General features: G+C 70.3%; 15 protein-coding genes. 12 read left to right on the top strand and 3 right to left on the bottom strand.

Annotated features, from left to right (window positions below):
* Positions 1-127 precede the first annotated feature (127 nt).
* The 6 genes from AB0P08_RS08825 to AB0P08_RS08800 all read left to right on the top strand — a co-directional run bounded on the left by AB0P08_RS08825 (position 128) and on the right by AB0P08_RS08800 (position 7,170).
* A complete protein-coding gene (locus tag AB0P08_RS08825) occupies positions 128-1,387 on the top strand; it encodes an ABC transporter substrate-binding protein (RefSeq protein ID WP_060920976.1) in 1,260 nt (419 codons plus the stop codon).
* 43 nt (positions 1,388-1,430) lie between these two features.
* Positions 1,431-2,336 (top strand): carbohydrate ABC transporter permease, encoded by a 906-nt coding sequence (locus AB0P08_RS08820; RefSeq protein ID WP_363589414.1) that lies wholly within the window; start codon positions 1,431-1,433, stop codon positions 2,334-2,336.
* Positions 2,326-3,240 carry a carbohydrate ABC transporter permease gene (locus AB0P08_RS08815; RefSeq protein ID WP_060920974.1) on the top strand — a complete coding sequence of 305 codons (915 nt, stop codon included), beginning with the start codon at positions 2,326-2,328 and terminating at the stop codon, positions 3,238-3,240. Before AB0P08_RS08820 ends, AB0P08_RS08815 begins: the two co-directional genes overlap by 11 nt.
* Positions 3,237-4,211 carry an ROK family protein gene (locus tag AB0P08_RS08810; protein ID WP_363589412.1) on the top strand — a complete coding sequence of 325 codons (975 nt, stop codon included), beginning with the start codon at positions 3,237-3,239 and terminating at the stop codon, positions 4,209-4,211. The genes AB0P08_RS08815 and AB0P08_RS08810 overlap by 4 nt, the downstream gene beginning before the upstream one ends.
* A 65-nt stretch (positions 4,212-4,276) precedes the next feature.
* Positions 4,277-5,824 carry a M81 family metallopeptidase gene (locus tag AB0P08_RS08805; RefSeq protein ID WP_363589682.1) on the top strand — a complete coding sequence of 516 codons (1,548 nt, stop codon included), beginning with the start codon at positions 4,277-4,279 and terminating at the stop codon, positions 5,822-5,824.
* Positions 5,821-7,170 (top strand): alpha-L-fucosidase, encoded by a 1,350-nt coding sequence (locus tag AB0P08_RS08800; protein WP_363589410.1) that lies wholly within the window; start codon positions 5,821-5,823, stop codon positions 7,168-7,170. The genes AB0P08_RS08805 and AB0P08_RS08800 overlap by 4 nt, the downstream gene beginning before the upstream one ends.
* A 56-nt stretch (positions 7,171-7,226) precedes the next feature.
* On the opposite strand, the gene AB0P08_RS08795 is transcribed toward AB0P08_RS08800, so the two are convergent.
* Positions 7,227-10,061: an FAD-binding and (Fe-S)-binding domain-containing protein gene (locus tag AB0P08_RS08795; RefSeq protein WP_363589408.1), complete on the bottom strand. Its 2,835-nt coding sequence runs from the start codon at positions 10,059-10,061 to the stop codon at positions 7,227-7,229.
* 74 nt (positions 10,062-10,135) lie between these two features.
* Here AB0P08_RS08795 and AB0P08_RS08790 point away from each other — a divergent pair, with 74 nt between their 5' ends.
* The gene (locus tag AB0P08_RS08790; protein ID WP_363589406.1) at positions 10,136-10,798 is read left to right on the top strand and encodes a GntR family transcriptional regulator; all 663 of its coding nucleotides are present in this window, start codon (positions 10,136-10,138) and stop codon (positions 10,796-10,798) included.
* Positions 10,799-10,800: 2 nt separating this feature from the next.
* On the opposite strand, the gene AB0P08_RS08785 is transcribed toward AB0P08_RS08790, so the two are convergent.
* Positions 10,801-11,739 carry a hypothetical protein gene (locus AB0P08_RS08785; protein ID WP_363589404.1) on the bottom strand — a complete coding sequence of 313 codons (939 nt, stop codon included), beginning with the start codon at positions 11,737-11,739 and terminating at the stop codon, positions 10,801-10,803.
* A gap of 83 nt (positions 11,740-11,822) precedes the next feature.
* On the opposite strand from AB0P08_RS08785, the gene AB0P08_RS08780 reads away from it, so the two are divergent.
* The 3 genes from AB0P08_RS08780 to serA all read left to right on the top strand — a co-directional run bounded on the left by AB0P08_RS08780 (position 11,823) and on the right by serA (position 14,364).
* Positions 11,823-12,296 carry a hypothetical protein gene (locus AB0P08_RS08780; RefSeq protein WP_363589402.1) on the top strand — a complete coding sequence of 158 codons (474 nt, stop codon included), beginning with the start codon at positions 11,823-11,825 and terminating at the stop codon, positions 12,294-12,296.
* Positions 12,293-12,628, top strand: coding sequence for a hypothetical protein (locus tag AB0P08_RS08775; RefSeq protein WP_268776403.1), 336 nt, complete (start codon positions 12,293-12,295; stop codon positions 12,626-12,628). Before AB0P08_RS08780 ends, AB0P08_RS08775 begins: the two co-directional genes overlap by 4 nt.
* Before the next feature lie 131 nt (positions 12,629-12,759).
* Positions 12,760-14,364 carry a phosphoglycerate dehydrogenase gene (gene serA / locus AB0P08_RS08770; protein WP_363589400.1) on the top strand — a complete coding sequence of 535 codons (1,605 nt, stop codon included), beginning with the start codon at positions 12,760-12,762 and terminating at the stop codon, positions 14,362-14,364.
* 73 nt (positions 14,365-14,437) lie between these two features.
* Here the strand turns inward: serA and AB0P08_RS08765 are convergent, their stop codons facing one another.
* Positions 14,438-14,980: a TetR/AcrR family transcriptional regulator gene (locus AB0P08_RS08765; RefSeq protein ID WP_187663933.1), complete on the bottom strand. Its 543-nt coding sequence runs from the start codon at positions 14,978-14,980 to the stop codon at positions 14,438-14,440.
* A gap of 96 nt (positions 14,981-15,076) precedes the next feature.
* Between AB0P08_RS08765 and AB0P08_RS08760 the strand changes: the two genes are divergently transcribed.
* A complete protein-coding gene (locus tag AB0P08_RS08760) occupies positions 15,077-16,612 on the top strand; it encodes an MFS transporter (RefSeq protein ID WP_363589398.1) in 1,536 nt (511 codons plus the stop codon).
* Between the two features lie 82 nt (positions 16,613-16,694).
* On the top strand, positions 16,695-17,738 hold the full coding sequence (locus AB0P08_RS08755; RefSeq protein ID WP_363589396.1) for a 3-isopropylmalate dehydrogenase: 1,044 nt from the start codon (positions 16,695-16,697) through the stop codon (positions 17,736-17,738).
* Positions 17,739-17,779: the final 41 nt, after the last annotated feature.

Genomic DNA, 17,779 nt, shown 5'->3' with positions numbered 1-17,779 from the left:
ACCACCCTATAAACATCGGATGTTCAGCTTGCGGCACCTTGCGAACTATGACAGCGTAACTTCATACGAAATCCTAATTGGTTAGTTCGAGTCTCGAAATAACCTATCCCTTCTCAGGAGGCATTCAATGAAGAAGTTGCGTGTGGGGGCTGTCGCCGCTGTCGCGGGCGTGGCCGTGGCGATGACCGGCTGTGCGAGCAGCGGGGGATCCGGGGGCTCGGCCGACGGCGACACCATCGTGGTGGACATGTGGGCCGGCAGCGAGTCGGACGTCGATGCGCTGGAGGCGCAGATCGAGTTCGCGCAGAAGCAGAACCCGGACATCAAGATCAAGCTGCAGACGTCGCCGTGGAGCGACTTCTTCACCAAGCTCACGACCAACATGGCCAGCGGCAACATGGCGTGCATCACCGGCATGAGCGGCGCGCAGCTCGGCGGCTACACGGCCGGCTTCCGCGAGCTCAGCGACGAGGATCTCAAGACCGCGGGCATCGACTGGTCGGAGTTCAACCCGAGCGCCGACGGCATCCTCAGCTTCGAGGGCAAGGTCTACGGCGTGCCGTTCGACGTCGCCACGATGCTCGTCTACTACAACCAGGACATGCTCAGCGCCGCCGGTGCCGCCACGCCGGAGATCGGCTGGACGTTCGACGACTTCGACACGATCGCCGCCGACGCCACGAAGGACGGCAAGTACGGGTTCGGCATGGGCATGGGCGGCTACCAGTGGATGTCGATGCCGATCGCGTACTCCGCCACGCAGCCCGCCTCCGAGGACGGCACGCTGCACATCGACGACGAGGACTTCGTCGACGCCGCGTCCTGGTACGCCGGCCTGGTCACGGAGAAGAAGGTCGCGGCTCCGGTCGCCTCCGCCTCCGACACCGGCTGGGGCGAGAACCAGTACACGGGTGGCAACGCGGCCATGGCCGTCGACGGCACCTGGAACGCCGTCAGCTACCTCAACAACGAGTCCGGCTTCGCCGCCGGGATGGTGCCGCTGCCCGCGGGCGTGGACGGCAACCCCGGTCCCATCCTCGGCTCCGGCTACGGCATCGCCGAGAACTGCAAGAACCCGGAGGCCGCGCTGAAGGTGCTCGGCTCCCTCGTCGGCGAGGACGCGCAGGACTACATCGCGTCGTCCGGCCGCTCCTACCCGGCCCGCATCTCGTCGCAGCCGCTGTACTTCGAGTCGATCGACGAGCAGTACCGCGACCAGGTCCAGTCGGTGTTCGAGGCCGCGTTCGGTGACACGGTGCCGCTGTACATGACCAAGAACTGGCAGAAGCTCGACAGCTACATCCAGCCCAACCTCGTCAGCGTCTACAACGGCCAGATGACGATGGAGGAGCTGCTGTCGAACGCCCAGGCGCAGTTCGGCGAGTGAGCCGGATCCGGCCCGCACAGCAGTAACAGAGAAAGACAACGAGATGACGATCACGACGAGACGTCGAGGATCGCTCGCCAAGGTCGAGGGCCGCCAGGCGCTGGGTTTCGCAAGCCCAGCCCTGGTGGGCCTCGCCCTGTTCACGATCGTGCCCGTGGGGCTCTCGATCGTGATGAGCGTCTTCGACTGGCCGACCTTCGGCGAACGCACCTTCAACGGGGTGGACAACTACGTCAAGCTGTTCACCAGCAGCCCGGACTTCTGGCCTGCGCTGCGCAACTCGGCCGTGTACACGCTGCTGTACGTGCCGTTGAGCGTCGCTCTCTCGCTCGTGCTCGCCCTCGGCCTCGGTCCCCGCATCCGCGGCCGGGGTGCCCTGCGCGTCCTCTTCTTCATCCCCGTCGTGACCCCGATGGTCGCGAACGTCCTGGTGTGGAAGATGATGCTGCAGCCGCAGGGGCTCTTCAACGGCCTCTCGGTCACCTGGTTCGGCATCGAGCTGCCGAACTTCCTCGCCGACCCCAACTGGGCGATGATCATGGTCGTCGTGATGAGCGTCTGGCAGGGACTCGGCTACAACATGCTGATCTTCTCCGCCGCCCTCGAACAGCTCCCGGAGAGCGTCCTGGAAGCGGCCAGTATCGATGGCGCACAGGGCATCCGGCGTGTGTGGAGCATCATCGTCCCGATGATCTCGCCGTCGATCTTCTTCGCGACGATCATGACGATGATCACCTCGCTCCAGGTCTTCGTCCAGCCGCAGATGCTCACCGGAGGCGGCCCCGGCAACGCCACCAAGCCCCTCGTGATGTACATCTGGGAGCAGGGCTTCACCTTCGGCGATCTCGGACTCGCCGCCGCCGCCGCGTGGATCCTGTTCGCGATCATCATCGCGATCACGGGCATCCAGTTCGCCGCACAGAAGAAGTGGGTGCACTATGAGCACTGAGACCCTCGTCCGGCCCACCGGCACCGCCCCGCGGCGTCAGCGCGAGCGGGAGAAGGCGCGCGGTGCGGCGACCACGCCGGGCGCGCGCGCACGACTGATCCTCGCGCACGTCACCATCTACGTCGCGGCGCTCATCTTCATCGCGCCGCTCGTCTACGCCTTCTTCTCGGCCCTCAAGCCGAACTCCGAGATGTTCTCGATGCCGCCGACGCTCGTGGGCTCCGAGCTCCGCTGGAGCAACTTCGTCGACGTCTTCGCCTACGGACCGTTCCTCACGTACATCATGAACTCGTTCATCGTGGCGATCGGCGGCACCCTGGTCGTGCTCGTGGTGTCCACGACCGCCGGATACGCGTTCGGGCGCCTGCGGTGGAAGGGCCGCGACGCGGTCTTCGTCCTCTTCCTGGCCACGCTCATGGTGCCCGCCGAGGTGCTCGTCATCCCCATGTTCCAGGTCATGCAGTGGTTCAACTGGGTCGACACCTATCAGGCGCTCATCCTGCCCTTCGCGTTCGGCGCCTTCGGCACGTTCCTGATGCGGCAGTTCTTCCGCGGCATCCCCTACGAGCTGGAGGAGGCGGCCCGTGTCGACGGCGCCGGCCCTGTCCGGTCCTTCCTGCAGATCATCCTGCCGCTGTCGAAGTCCGCGGTCGCGGTACTCGCGGTCTTCACGTTCCTGTCCTTCTGGAACAGCTACCTCTGGCCCCTCATCGTCACGGTCGACTACAACGCGCACGGCACGCTGCCGGTCGGTCTGGCGAGCTTCGCCGGTCTCACCGGCACCCGGTGGGACCTGCAGATGGCCGCCGCGATCATCTCGATGATCCCGACCACCCTGCTCGTGATCGTGCTGCAGAAGCACCTGGTCAAGGGCATCGCGATGGCCGGACTGGGCGGACGATGAGCGCGGTCGGGCAGCAGACGGACGACCCTCGACGAACGACCACGAGCCCCGAGTCCGACTTCGCGCTGGCGGGGGTGGACATCGGGGGCACGAAGATCGCGGCCCTCGTCGTGGACGCCTTCGGAGACGTCCTCGCACGCGGAAGCGTCCCGGCGCCCGCGAGCGTCGGCGGCTCGGCCATGGCGGACGCCGCGGCCGGCCTCGTCGCGCGGCTGGCGGCCGAGGCCGGTGTCGCCGTCGCCGCGGTAGGGGTGGGTGCCGCAGGCGTCATCGACCATGAGAGCGGAACCATCCGTGCCGCATCCGCCCTGTTCGCAGACTGGGCGGGCTTCCCGCTCGGCCCGGAGCTGGCGCAGCGCGTCGGCGTCCCGGTGCGGGTCGAGAACGACGTGAACGCCTTCCTCCTCGGAGAAGCCGCCGCGGCGGGTCCGAGCGTTCCCGATGTGCTCGGTGTGATGCTCGGCACGGGCGTCGGCGGCGCGCTGGTCATCGGCGGGGAGCTGCACCACGGCCCCCACGGCGCGGCCGGCGAGATCGGGCACACGCCCGGTTACAGCGACCTCGTCTGCACCTGCGGGCAGACCGGTCACCTGGAGACCCTGGCGTCCGGGACGTCGATCGCCCGGCGGTTCGAGGAGCGCACCGGTCGTCCGGTGCACGATGCCAGGGAGGTCGCGGAGGCCGCCCGGGACGGCGACGCCGACGCCCGCGCCGTGTTCGACGCCGCCGGACGGGCGCTCGCTCTCGCCTGCGCCAGTGCCGCGACGCTCCTCGACCTGCCGATCGCCATCGTCGGCGGCGGGGTCACGGCCGCCTGGGACCTCCTGGAGCCGTCGATCGAGCGGACGCTCGGTACCGATGCCCCGGTGTCGGGCATCGCGCTGCGCGTCGTCCCCGCCGTCCTCGGAGCCGACGCCGTCGCGCTCGGCGCCATCGAGAGCGCACGACGCGCCCTCGCCCCCGTTTCCTGACCACGACTGCGACCGCAGAGGAGAACACCACCGTGACCGCACGCCCGGAAGCCCACGAGATCTGGATGGGTCCGCTGCCGCCGCTCGCCGAGGGCGGGCTCTCGCGGCCCCGGATCGGCATCGGCGGCATCTCCATCGAGTCGAGCACCTTCTCCCCGCATATCTCCGGGGACGAGGCCTTCACGATCCGCACCGGCGATGCACTGCGGGCGTACTACCCGTTCCTCGACGCCCGACGCGAGCTCGCCGAGGCGGCGGAGTGGGTCCCGCTCACGCACGGCCGTTCGCTGCCCGGCGGTGCCGTGGACCCGGACACCTACCGCCGGATGAAGGACGCGATCGTCGAGGGAATCCGCACGCAGGGGCCGTTCGACGGATTCTTCTTCGACATCCACGGCGCGATGAGCGTCGTCGGGATGGACGATGCCGAGGGGGATCTGGCCCTCGCGGTGCGCGAGGCCCTCGGCCCGGACACCCTCGTCTCCACATCGATGGATCTGCACGGGAACGTCTCGGAGACCCTGCGCGATGCGGTCGATCTGCTCACCTGCTATCGGATGGCGCCGCATGAGGACTGGCTGAACACGAAGGAGCGGGCGGTGTGGAACCTGCTCGATCGTCTCCGGGGACCGCACGGCGGCGACGTGCAGGCGCGGCGGCCCTTCACCGCCTGGGTGCCCGTACCGGTGCTGCTGCCGGGGGAGAAGACCAGCACGCGGTTGGAGCCCGCGCGGAGCATCTATGCCGAGCTCCCCGAGATCGAGGCGCTGCCGGGCGTCGTGGACGCGTCGGTGTGGATCGGCTACGCATGGGCCGACGAGCCGCGCTGCCAGGCGTACGTCGTGGTCACCGGGGACGACAGGGAGGTCATCGCCCGTGAGGCGGAGCGCGTGGCCCGGATGTTCTGGGAGGCACGGAAGGACTTCGTCTTCGTCGCGAAGACGGGAAGCCTCGACGACACGCTGGAGGAGGCGCTGGCCCCCGGTGCCCCGCATCCGTACGTGATCTCCGACTCCGGGGACAACCCGACGGCCGGGGGAGCGGGCGATGTGACCTGGACCCTCGCCCACCTGCTGCAGCGACCCGAGCTCACCGACGGCACGCACACGACGCTGGTCGCCTCGATCTTCGATCCGCGGGCCGTCGCCGAAGCCGTGGAGGCGGGCGTCGGTGCGACGGTCACGCTGTCAGCCGGAGCTGCGGTCGATTCCGGGCCCCACGGACCGGTCGAGATCACCGGCACGGTGTTCTCCGTCACCGACGGCGACCCGGACGCCGGCACCCAGGTGGTGCTCGCGGTCGGCGGGCTGCACGCCATCCTGACCGAGCGCCGCAAGCCCTTCCACCACCTCTCCGACTTCCGGATGCTGGGGCTCGAGCCGACGACGGCCGACATCGTGGTCGTGAAGATCGGCTACCTGGAGCCGGAGCTGTACGAGCTGGCAGCGGGATGGACGCTGGCGCTCACCCCGGGCGGGGTGGACCAGGACCTGCTCCGCCTCGGACACCATCGCCTGCGCCCCGGGGTGTTCCCGTTCGACACGACAGGCGACCCCGATCTGACCGCGGTGGTCGTGCGCCGCGGGGCCGACGAGGAGGACACGGCATCATGATGAACTTCGAGAAGCGCACCGGCCCCGACTTCGGTGCGGCGTCCCCGGTCTACCCCGCGAACGGCGTGCCGGACTGGTACCGCGACGCCAAGCTCGGCTTCTTCGTGCACTGGGGGCTGTACTCCGTGCCGGCGTGGGCCGTGCAGCACGGGGAGGGCGTGAACATCCCCACCGAGGATGCCTATGCGTGGCACCAGTACGCGGAGTGGTACGGCAACACGGTGCGCATCCCGGGCAGCCCGACGTGGGAGCGCCACCAGCGCACCTACGGTCCTGGGACCTCGTACGAGGACCTCGCCGACCAGTGGGACGCCGACGCCTTCGATGCCGAGGCCTTCGTCGGTGAACTCGTCGCGGCCGGAGCGCGCTATGTCGTGCCCACGACCAAGCACCACGAGGGGTTCTGTCTGTGGGACACCGCCACGACCGGATTCAACGCCGTCGCGCGCGGCCCTCGCCGTGACCTCATCTCCGAGTTCCACGACGCCACGCGGCGGGCGGGAGCCAAGTTCGGCGTGTACTACTCCGGAGCGCTCGACTGGCACGTCAGCGACTTCCCGCCGATCGAGTCGGACACCGACCTGTTCCGGTTCCGTCGTAACGACGCCCACTTCTCCCGGTACGCCGCCGCCCAGCTCGAGGAGCTCGTGGAGCGGTTCGCGCCCGACGTGCTCTGGAACGACATCGAGTGGCCGGACGGCGGCAAGGGCACGGAGGAGTACGCCGTGGCCGCACTCCTGCAGCGGTACTTCGACGCCGTCCCGGACGGTGTGGTCAACGACCGCTGGGGTGTGCCGTACCACGGGTTCCTCACCCGCGAATACACGGACATCCCGGACATCATCCCCGAGCCGTGGGAGTCGACCCGCGGGCTCGGCTACTCGTTCGGGTTCAACCAGGCGGAGGACGAGCGCCACTCGCTCTCCGGCGCGGCCCTGATCCGGCTCCTCGTCGACGTCGTCGCGAAGAACGGCAACCTGCTCATCAACGTCGGCCCCGCGGCGGACGGATCCATTCCGGCGCTGCAGCGGACGGCGATGCAGGAGCTCGGCAGCTGGCTGGCCGTGAACGGCGGGGCGATCTACGGCACCCGGCCCTGGACGCGGATGGGGGAGCGGACCGGAGCCCCTCGCCGCTACACCACCTCGACGGACGCGGTGCACGTGCATGCGCTCGACCCGGCGGACGGCGAGTTCGAGCTGCCGTCCGAGCTCGCGGCCGCTGCGCTGTCGTGGGCCGACGGGACCCCGGCGGAGGTGTCCGCAGACGGCGGCTCGGCCCGCATCGTGATCCCGGCCGGTCTCCGCGAGGCTCCGGTCGCCGTGCTCACCGCGCACGGCGCCTGACACAGGCTCCGCAGAAGGGCCCCCGTCGGATCCGACGGGGGCCCTTCTGCGCTGGACTAGGGGCGCGTGCGCTCCTCGAGAACCTCGATCACGTGGCGGTACGGGCGGCCGGTGGCGCGGGTCATGCCGATCTCGCACGTGCGGTTGGCCGACACGAAGGCGTCGAAGCCGCCGCGGGCCGTATCGGCCGCGGAGACTTCGGCCGATTCCTGGGCTGTCGCGCTCGCGGTGAGCTCGGGGTGGAGCATGCCGCGGTCACCGGCGAACGCGCAGCAGCCCCAGCCGTCGGGCACGAAGACCTCGTCGGCGACGGCGGCGGCGATCGCCGTCAGCGCCCCGGTCGCGCCGAGCGCGGTCGTCGAACAGGTCGGGTGCACGGCGATCGAGGGGAGCTTCGCATCGACGGAGAGGCGCGGCAGCACCTCCCGCGCGACGAACGTGGTGGCGTCCTCGATGCGCAGACCGACGTACTCCGGATGGGCGGCGACGGCCTGGGTGAGCATGACGTGGAGGCCCTCGGTGCAGGAGGCCGCGTCGCAGACGACCGGGAGCTCCCCGTGGCGGCTGGCGTCCCAGAGCGAGGCCAGCACCCGGTCGGACATGAGGCGATAGCCGTCGAGGTGTCCCTTGGACTTCCACGGCGTCCCGCAGCAGAGCCCGCCGTTCTCCTCCGGGACCACGACGGGGATCCCGGCGCGGTCGAGCAGGGCGCGCAGGGCGTCGCGGGAGCCGGGACCCTCGTCCTCCGGACCGAACATCGTGCCGATGCAGGCGCCGAAGAAGACGGCCTGGGCGTCGGGAGGCGAGACCGGTCGAGGCGGCGCCGTGCCGCCGCGGGGGAGGCCGCCGTCGTAGAGGGGGACGGTGTCGGCGCCGAGCACCGCGCGCCCGACCCGCGTCGCGCCGCGCACGAGCGGGACGGGGAGAGCATCGGCGACCGTGAGGGCGACGCCGCCGGCGCGCGTGACGGTGCTCCAGTGCTTCGCCGCCGTTCCCCAGGCTGCACCCTCCACGGCGTTCTCCTGCTCGGCCCGGAGGCGGCGTACGAGGTCGCCGGTGTTGATGTCCACCGGACACGCGACGCCGCACATGCCGTCGACCGCGCAGGTCTGCACGCCGTCGTAGTCGTAGTCCGCGCGGAGGTCCCGCAGCAGCGCCGTGTCGCCCTGCTCCTCGGCCCAGGCCATGTCCCGGCGCAGCACGATGCGCTGCCGCGGGGTGAGCGTGATGCTCTTGCTTGGGCACGTAGGCTCGCAGTAGCCGCACTCCACGCAGCGGTCCACCTCGCGCTCCACCGTGGGCACGCGCTTCAGATCCTGCAGATAGGAGTCCGGGTCGTCGGAGAGCACGACGCCGGGGTTGAGGATCCCGTCCGGATCGAACAGCCGCTTGATCTCCCACATCATGTCGGTGAGCTCGTCGCCGTACTGACGCCGCACGAACGGCGCCATGATGCGTCCGGTACCGTGCTCGGCCTTGAGGGATCCCTCCTGCGCGAGGACGAGCTCGACGAGGTCGTCCGTGAAGCGGCGGTATCGCGCCACGCTCTCGGGGTCGTCGAAGCGCTCGTTGAGCAGGAAGTGGACGTTCCCGTCCTTCGCGTGCCCGAAGATCACGGAGCCCTCGTAGCCGTGCTCCGCGAACAGCTCGATCAGTCGTTCGCACGTGGCCAGCAGGCGGGGGACGGGGACGACGATGTCCTCGAGGAGCGCGGTCGTCCCGGACGGCCGCGCCCCGGCGACAGCGGTGTAGAGGCCCTTGCGGACGTGCCACAGTGCGGCGCGCTCGGCGGCATCGGTCGTCAGGCGTGGGGCGACGGCGAGGGGGAGGGCATCGAAGTGCGCCTGCGCTGATGCGCTCGCGACGGCGAGGGCGTCGTCATCCACGGCGTGCACCTCGACCAGGAGGGCGGCGTGGCCCTGGACGTCGATCTCGGAGATCGCGGCCGGGACGTCGCTCAGGCCCTGGGCGACGCGCAGTGAGGCGGCGTCCAGGAGCTCGATCGTCGCGAGTCCGAGCTCCGTGAGAGCGGGGAGCGCGGTCATCGCCGCCGACAGCGTCTCGAAGACGAGCAGACCGGTGGCGATCGCGGGGCGCACCTCGATGGTGCGGAAACGGGCCTCCGCGACGAAGCCGAGGGTCCCTTCCGATCCGATGAGGAGGTGCTCCAGGATCTGCACCGGGTCGTCGAAGTCGAGCAGGGCGTTCAGGCCGTAGCCCATCGTGTTCTTCATCGAGAACTGCTGCCGCAGGAACGCGACGTTCCCGGGCGAGGCGAGCAGACGCTCCCGGAGCGACGACAGCCCGGCGAACAGGGCGGGTTCCGCGGCGCGGAGCACGTCCGCGGCGTCCGCGCGTCCGGTGTCCAGGACGGTGCCGCTGGGCAGCACGACGACCATCGAGGTGATCGTCTGGTACGAGTTCTCCGTGATGCCGCAGGCCATGCCGCTGGAGTTGTTCGCGACGACGCCGCCGATCGTGCAGGCGATCTCGCTGGCCGGATCCGGCCCGAGCTTGCGGCGATACCGGGCCAGCCGCGTGTTCACCTGCCGGACGGTGGCCCCGGGGCCGACCCTGACCGCGGCGCCGTCGTCCTCGATGTGGATGTCGCGGAAGTGGCTGCGCGTGTCGACGAGGATATCGCCGCTGATGCCCTGTCCGGAGAGGCTGGTGCCGCCGGAGCGGAACGTGAGCGTGCGCCCGGCCGCCCGGACCGCCGAGAACGCGCGGGCGACGCCCTCGGCGTCCGCGGGGGACAGCACCGCGTCCGGGACGAGCAGGTAATGCGAGGCGTCGTGGGCGCGGGCGAAGCGGTCGATGGATCGGGCGTGGACCTGCGTCTCGGGCCCCAGCAGTGCGGGATCGAGGGGGTGGTCGAGAGTGGTGGGCACGGTGCTCCTCTGCTCCGCTCGAAGATTGTCTGACAAGTGTACTGAACGACGGACGCCTCACTAGACTGTTCCGCATGACCTCGATCGCGGAGCGCCCCCTTGGCGTGGTCGGCGTGGTCGACGCCGTGACCGGACAGCTGCGCAGCCGGATCCTCTCCGGCGAGATCCGCTCGGGGGAGCCTCTGACCGAGGCGGCCGTCTCCCAGACCTACGGCGTCGCCCGTCCCAGCGCCAAAGCGGCCATCGAGCAGCTGGTGGCCAGCGGACTGCTCGTGCGGACGGCCCATCGCACCGCGCGCGTGGTCGGCATCGAGGCGGAGACCGTCCGCGACGTCTACCGCACGCGGATCCGGCTGGAGAGCGCGGCACTGCGCGAGCTCGCGGAGAGCGCCGCCGTGCCGGCGGCCGCCGTGGCGGCGAACGCCGAGCTGCAGGCGATGGCACCTGGCCCCGATCCCGCGACGGTCGATCCCGACCTCCGTTTCCACACGGCGCTCATCGACGCCCTGGGCAGCGAGCGGACCAGCCGCATGTACCGGAGCGTGCTGGACGAGGTGCGGCTGTGCATGGCGCAGGTGCAGGGGCGGCGTCTCCTCGATGCCGAACTCATCGCCGCGCAGCACGCGGAGATGCTCGAGGCTGTCGCCACCGGGGGCGCGGAGCGCGCCGCCGCGGTGCTGCGCGCCCACCTCGCCTCGGCGGAGGACCGTCTCGTCGAGGCCCTGAGCGCCTCCTGACGTCAGCCTTCGTCGGCCGGGGCGTCCTGGATCTCGATGGGTGCGTCCGTCGGGTCGGCCCAGACGGGAGCGGGCAGAGGCGTGTCGACCTGACCGGCCTGGATCGCGCGGAGGGCCTCGGTGATCTCGTCGGCGTTCTCGGGTACCGCCAGGCCGCAGGTGCGCAGCTCGGACGCGAACTGCAGGGTGAGCCGGATCTTCCCCGCCTCGATGGCCTCGGAGGTGGTGCCGGTGCGGATCTCGCTGCCGGTCTGGATCGCGGGCACCTCGTCGCAGACGTGGTAGACCTTGCCGCCGTCGACCCACACGACCTCATCGGCCCCGAGGAGCTGGATCACGGCCGACTGGTCTGCGGTGTACTGCTCCACGGACGGCGGGGCGAAGCTCGTCCCGACGATCGCGGCGAGGACAGCCAGGACGATGCCGACGATGCCGGCGGTCGCCTTCTGCCCCTTGTCCATGTCCTTGTTCAGGAAGATGAGGATGACCAGGGGGAGGAAGGCCACGACCGCGATGATCGCGCCGAGCTGGTTCTGGATGAAGAACCGCGTCTTGTCCGCGCGCCGCGCCGGGTCGAGGGTGTTGGCCTTCTTCCACAGGATCGAGCCGATGATCGACAGCGCCGCGATCACGACCAGCAGGACGAGCAGGGCGATGAACGCCCACTGCGGGAACTGCGCCGTCGCTCCCTGCTCTTCCAGGAGGCCGGTGTCCGGATCGCGGAGCAGCGCGCCGCCCTCGTCGACGAACTCGCGCTGGCGCAGGAGCCAGAAGATGCCGACGGCCTCGCCCGCGATCGCGAGCGCCCAGAGGACCGCGGCGATGATGCGGAAGCGCGTCGCGGAGGCCTTGGCCTCCGGGCTCGGCGTCCAGCCCGCGGGCGGTTCGCCGGTCGTGGACCGAGGCGGCGCGGCGGAAGACGTCTGCTCGTTCTCGGCCATGGTTGTCCTTTCCCCCGAAAGTCCCCGACGACCCCGCCGAGGCATCCCCGAGCCTAGTGGTCGGGGTGTCCTACTCTGGAGAGATGACATCCGATTCGGACGACGCCCTGAGCTGGGACGGCGACGACAGCGCGGAGCAGCGCCCCTGGGACGCCGCACGGCGTTCCACGCCTGCTGCTCCGGAACCGACGCCGGCCGAGGCCGTCGCACCCTCGGCGTCCGCACCCGCGTCGGGGGACGAGGAGACCGCAGCGCCCTCCGGTCTCAGCAATGCGATGCTGGTCCTCGTCGGCGTCGTCGGGGGCGTCTACCTGCTCTACACCGTGGGGTGGATCGCCGGCGGTCTCCGCCTGCAGCCGCTCGCCTCGTTCCTCGTCGCGGATTTCATGTTCCTGCCCTGGTTCGTGCTGGCGATCGCCGCCCCCGCGCTCTGGTTCCTCGCGACGTGGGTGCTGACGCGGGGCCGGGCCTCCTGGATCCGCGCCGCCGTGCTCCTGGCCGGCGTCGTGCTGCTCGTGCCGTGGCCGTTCGTGACCGTGGGGGTGATCGGCGCATGACCGCTCCGAAGACACCGTCCGCCGTGGCGACCGGTTCGCCGCGCTGGCTCGTGTGGACCGTCATCGCCCTCGCCGGGCTCTTCTACGCGTATGCGGTGTGGAACGCGGTCGCGCACCTCATCACCATGGCCCAGACCGGCCTCACCGGCACCGGATGGGCGACGCTGCTGTTCGGTGTCGTGTTCCCCGTCATCGTGTTCGGGTTCGCCTTCGCGATCGGCCGGCGGCGGCGGGTGGGCGAGCTCGCCCTGACGTTCCTCGCCGGACTCGGGATCGTCGCGGTGTTCTGGATGAGCCTGCTCGCGCTGAGTCTGACGCTGCCCAGCGCCTGAGCCGGATCCGTCGCGCCGTCACACGGCACGGAGCGCCCCCGGGGCTCCGGTAGAGTTGTCGCGATCGCGCCCCCGACGGTGTGCGGCGCATCGGCCCCTCCCGCCTGTCGCGCTGCCCCGAAGGATCCACTGTGCCGAAGCCTGTCGTGCTCATCGCCGAAGTACTCTCTCCCGCCACGATCGAGGCGCTCGGCCCCGACTTCGACGTCCGCCACGTCGACGGCACCGATCGCGAGGCGCTCTTCGCCGCCCTCGCGGAGTCGGACGCGGTGCTCATCCGCTCCGCGACCCGCATCGACGAGGAGGCGCTGTCGCACGCGCCGAAGCTCAAGGTCGTCGCGCGGGCCGGTGTCGGCCTCGACAACGTCGACATCAAGGCTGCGACCGCGGCCGGCGTCATGGTCGTCAACGCCCCGACGTCGAACATCGTCTCCGCCGCCGAGCTGACGGTCGGCCACATCCTCAGCCTCGCCCGCCGGATCCCGGCCGCGCACGCCTCGCTGTCCGCCGGCCAGTGGAAGCGCAGCTCCTTCACCGGCGCCGAGCTCTTCGAGAAGACCGTCGGCATCGTCGGCCTCGGCCGGATCGGCGCTCTCGTCGCCGCCCGCCTGGCCGCCTTCGACATGCGCGTCGTCGCGTACGACCCCTACGTCACCTCGGCGCGCGCCCAGCAGCTCGGCGTGCAGCTCCTCTCGCTCGACGAGCTCGTCGCCGAAGCCGACTTCCTCACGATCCACATGCCCAAGACCCCGGAGACGACGGGCATGATCGGCGCCGAGCAGTTCGCCGCCATGAAGCCGACCGCCTTCGTCGTGAACGTCGCCCGCGGTGGACTCATCGACGAGGAGGCGCTGCACGAGGCGCTCGTCGCCGGCGAGATCGCCGGGGCGGGCCTGGACGTCTTCACCTCCGAGCCCCCAGCCGAGGGTGGCAGCGCCCGTGCCCTGCTCGACCTCCCGAACGTCGTCGTCACGCCGCACCTCGGTGCGAGCACGGAAGAGGCACAGGAGAAGGCCGGCGTCTCGGTCGCGCGCTCGGTGCGGCTCGCGCTCGGCGGTGACCTCGTCCCGGATGCGGTCAACGTCGCGGGCGGCGTCATCGACCCGTACGTGCGTCCCGGCATCTCGCTCGTGGAGAAGCTCGGTCAGATCTTCGCCGCACTGGCCACGTCGCCGCTCACGAGCCTCGACGTCGAGGTGCACGGCGAGCTCAACGACTACGACGTGAGCGTGCTCAAGCTCGCGGCCCTCAAGGGTGTCTTCACGAACATCGTGAGCGAGACCGTGTCGTACGTGAACGCGCCCCTCCTGGCGGAGCAGCGCGGTATCGCGGTGCGCCTGCTCAAGGACGACGTGAGCGAGGAGTACCGGAACGTCATCACCCTCACGGGGGCGCTGTCCGACGGATCGCAGCTCTCGGTGTCGGGCACGCTGACCGGACCGAAGCAGGCCGAGAAGCTCGTCGGCATCAACGACCACGCCCTGGAGCTGCCGATCGAGAAGCACCACGTCGTGATGCTCTACACCGACCGCCCCGGCATCGTCGCCGTCTACGGGCAGAAGTTCGGCGAGGCCGGGATCAACATCGCCGGCATGCAGATCTCGCGGCTCGCGGCGGGCGATCAGGCGCTCAGCGTGCTGACGCTCGACTCGCCCGTGTCCGAGGAGCTGCTGGACGACGTGCGCGGTGCCATCGACGCCGACCTCTTCCGTCCGATCGAGATCACCGAGGTCTGACACCGCAGAGCGGGGGAGAAGGGCGGGAGCGCGAGGCTCCCGCCCTTCTCCGTACCCGCAGCCTTGTCCGGCGTCAGGCGGTGGCGCGCAACACGAGGGCGATGAGATCGGCGAGCTCGTCGCTGCGCGGGACCAGGCGCTCCGGCCCGTGCACGTCGAGCGAGTTGTTGAAGTAGAGGCCGTCGCTCACGAGCATCACGAGGTCGAGGCTGGCGGTGTCGCGGACGTGCGGACGGATCGTCTCCGCCCAGCGACGCCGGGTATCCCGGAGCATGTCGGACGCGGCGGTAGAGCCGCCCTGGGCCAGCCGAGTCGTGGCGATGAGCGCCCGATCGAGGGCGTCGTCCTCCATCACCGAGGTCCGCACGTAGTACGCGACGGGGCCCTCCTCGGCGGCGCGCATGCGCTCCAGGTCGAGGGTGGTCAGGTGGTCCAGGCGCTCCAGGAGCCCGGTCTCCAGGTCGTCCTTGGAGCGGAAGTGGTAGAGCAGGCCGCCCTTCGACACGCCGGCGGCCTTCGCCGTGGCCTCGAGCGTCGCGGCGCGTTCGCCGTCGTCGATGAGGATCGCCTCGAAGGCGTCGAGGACCTTCTCACGGGCGAGGGGAGGGCGGGGCATCTGTCATCCTCTGAGCGGGATCGGGAGGGCTGCATCTGTTACTATACCAGCCGGACGGTTTAGTAACGAGCAGTCCACAGGAAGGAAAGGTGTTCCATGACCCGTACTGCGTCGATCCCGACGACAGAGACGGAAGCTCCCCGCGTCGGGGCTCGGGGGTGGGCGGCGCTCGTCGTCCTCATGCTCCCGGTGCTGCTGGTGTCGGTGGACAACACGGTGCTGAGCTTCGCGCTGCCCGAGATCTCGATCTCGCTCGCGCCGAGCGGGGCCGAGCAGCTCTGGATCATCGACGTCTACCCGCTCGTGCTCGCCGGACTCCTGGTGACCATGGGGACGCTGGGCGATCGCTTCGGGCGCCGCCGCCTGCTCCTCATCGGAGCCACGGGGTTCGCCGTGGTCTCCGCTCTGGCCGCCTTCGCGCCGACCGCGGGCCTTCTCATCGCGGCGCGCGCCCTGCTCGGCTTCTTCGGCGCCATGCTCATGCCCTCGACTCTCTCGCTGCTGCGGTCGATCTTCCAGAACCGCGACCAGCGCCGCATGGCCATCGCGGTCTGGGCGTCTGCGTTCTCCGCCGGATCCGCGCTCGGCCCCATCGTCGGCGGCTTCCTCCTCGAGCACTTCTCGTGGGGCTCGGTGTTCCTCATCGCCGTCCCCGTCCTCATCCCGCTGCTCATCGCCGCGCCGCTGCTCGTGCCGGAGAGCCGTGACCCGAACCCCGGCCGCATCGACCCGCTCAGCATCGTGCTCTCGATGGCCGCGATGATCCCGGTCGTCTACGCGATCAAGTCCTTCGCGGTCGACGGCCCGTCGCTGTACGCCGGAGGATGGGCCCTGCTGGGTCTCGTGATGGGGGCGCTGTTCGTGCGCCGTCAGCTCCGCGCCGACACCCCGATGCTCGACATGGCGCTGTTCCGCCGCGGGTCGTTCTCGGGGGCGATCCTGGTGAACCTGCTCAGCGTCGTGGCCCTCGTCGGGTTCCTGTACTTCGTCTCGCAGCACCTGCAGCTCGTGCTGGGGCTCTCGCCGATGGTCGCGGGCCTCGCGCTCGTGCCGGGGATGGCGGCGATGATCGTCGCCGGACTCACGGTGGTGCCGATCTCGCGGCGGGTGCCGCCGCACGTGCTCATCCCAGCGGCGCTGGTGTTCTCCGTCGCGGGGTACCTCATCGTCGCCTTCACGACGCACGAGCACGGCGTGGCGCCGCTCATCCTCGCCTTCGTCGTCCTCGGCATCGGCATCGGCGCGGCCGAGACCATCTCGAACGAGCTCATCCTGTCCAGCGCCCCCGCGGCGAAGGCCGGTGCCGCGAGCGCGGTGTCCGAGACGGCGTACGAGCTCGGCGCCGTGCTGGGGACCGCGATCCTCGGCGGCATCATCACCGCGTTCTACCGCGGCGCGCTGGTGCTGCCCGAGGGGCTTCCGGCCGAGGTGGCCCGCGCTGCGCAGGAGACGCTGGCCGGCGCGTACACCGCCGCCCACGAGCTCCCGACCGCGCTCGGCGACGCCCTGTGGCAGGCAGCGGCCGACGCGTTCGGCTCCGGCGTCACCGTGACCTCGCTCATCGGGGCGGGCCTCGTCGTCGTCGCGGCGGTCATCGCGGCCGTCACACTGCGCAAGGCACCCACGCACTGACCACTACGCTGGGGGGACCGGCCCGTTCGACCCGCGGTCGCGCCGCGGCCGGTCCACCCCCGTGCAGTGCGCAAGGAGTCTCATGTCGCGTGTCGTGAAGCTGGCCGTCATCCCGGGTGACGGCATCGGTCCCGAAGTCATCGCCGAGGCGGAGAAGGTGCTCGACGCCGTCACGGCCGACAGCGACGTGACGTTCGACAAGACCCGCTTCTCGCTCGGTGCCGACCGGTACCTCGAGACGGGCGACACGCTCACGGACGACGACCTCGCCGCGATCGCCGCCCACGACGCGATCCTTCTCGGCGCGGTCGGCGGGACGCCGGGCGACCCGCGACTGAAGGACGCGAACATCGAGCGCGGACTGCTGCTGAAGCTCCGGTTCACTCTCGACCACTATGTGAACCTGCGCCCCTCGAAGCTCTTCACCGGAGCTCCCGGTCCGCTGTCCGACCCGGGCGAGGTCGACTTCGTCGTCGTCCGCGAGGGGACGGAGGGTCCCTACGTCGGCAACGGCGGAGCGATCCGGAAGGGGACGCCGCAGGAGGTCGCGAACGAGACCTCCGTGAACACGGCGTTCGGCGTCGAGCGGGTCGTCCGCTATGCGTTCGCCCTCGCGGAGCGCCGCCGTCAGAAGCTCACCCTCGTGCACAAGACCAACGTGCTCGTGCACGCCGGCGCGATCTGGCAGCGCATCGTGAACGAGGTCGCCGCCGAGCACCCCGACGTCGCCGTCGACTATCTGCACGTCGATGCCGCCACCATCTTCCTGGTCACCGATCCCTCGCGCTTCGACGTGATCGTGACGGACAATCTCTTCGGTGACATCCTCACCGACCTCGCCGGCGCCGTCACGGGCGGCATCGGCCTCGCCGCCTCGGGGAACATCAACCCCGATGGCGCCTTCCCGTCGATGTTCGAGCCCGTGCACGGCTCGGCTCCGGACATCGCGGGTCAGCAGAAGGCCGACCCGACCGCCGCGATCCTCTCCATCGCGCTGCTGCTCGACCACCTCGGCCTGACGGCCGAGTCGGCGCGTGTGAGCGCCGCGGTCGAGGCGGACATCGCCGCCCGCAGCGGTGCCCGCACCACCGCGGAGATCGGCTCCGCGATCACTGCCCGTCTCTGAACGGCGGGCGTAGGCTGACAGGGCGCGAGGATGCGCCCACC

The sequence above is a fragment of the Microbacterium meiriae genome (genome assembly GCF_040686935.1).
In the GTDB taxonomy this organism is placed as follows: Bacteria; Actinomycetota; Actinomycetes; order Actinomycetales; family Microbacteriaceae; genus Microbacterium; species Microbacterium meiriae.
The sequence above is the reverse complement of the archived record's forward strand: the minus strand, read 5'-3'. Positions and strand labels throughout refer to the sequence as shown.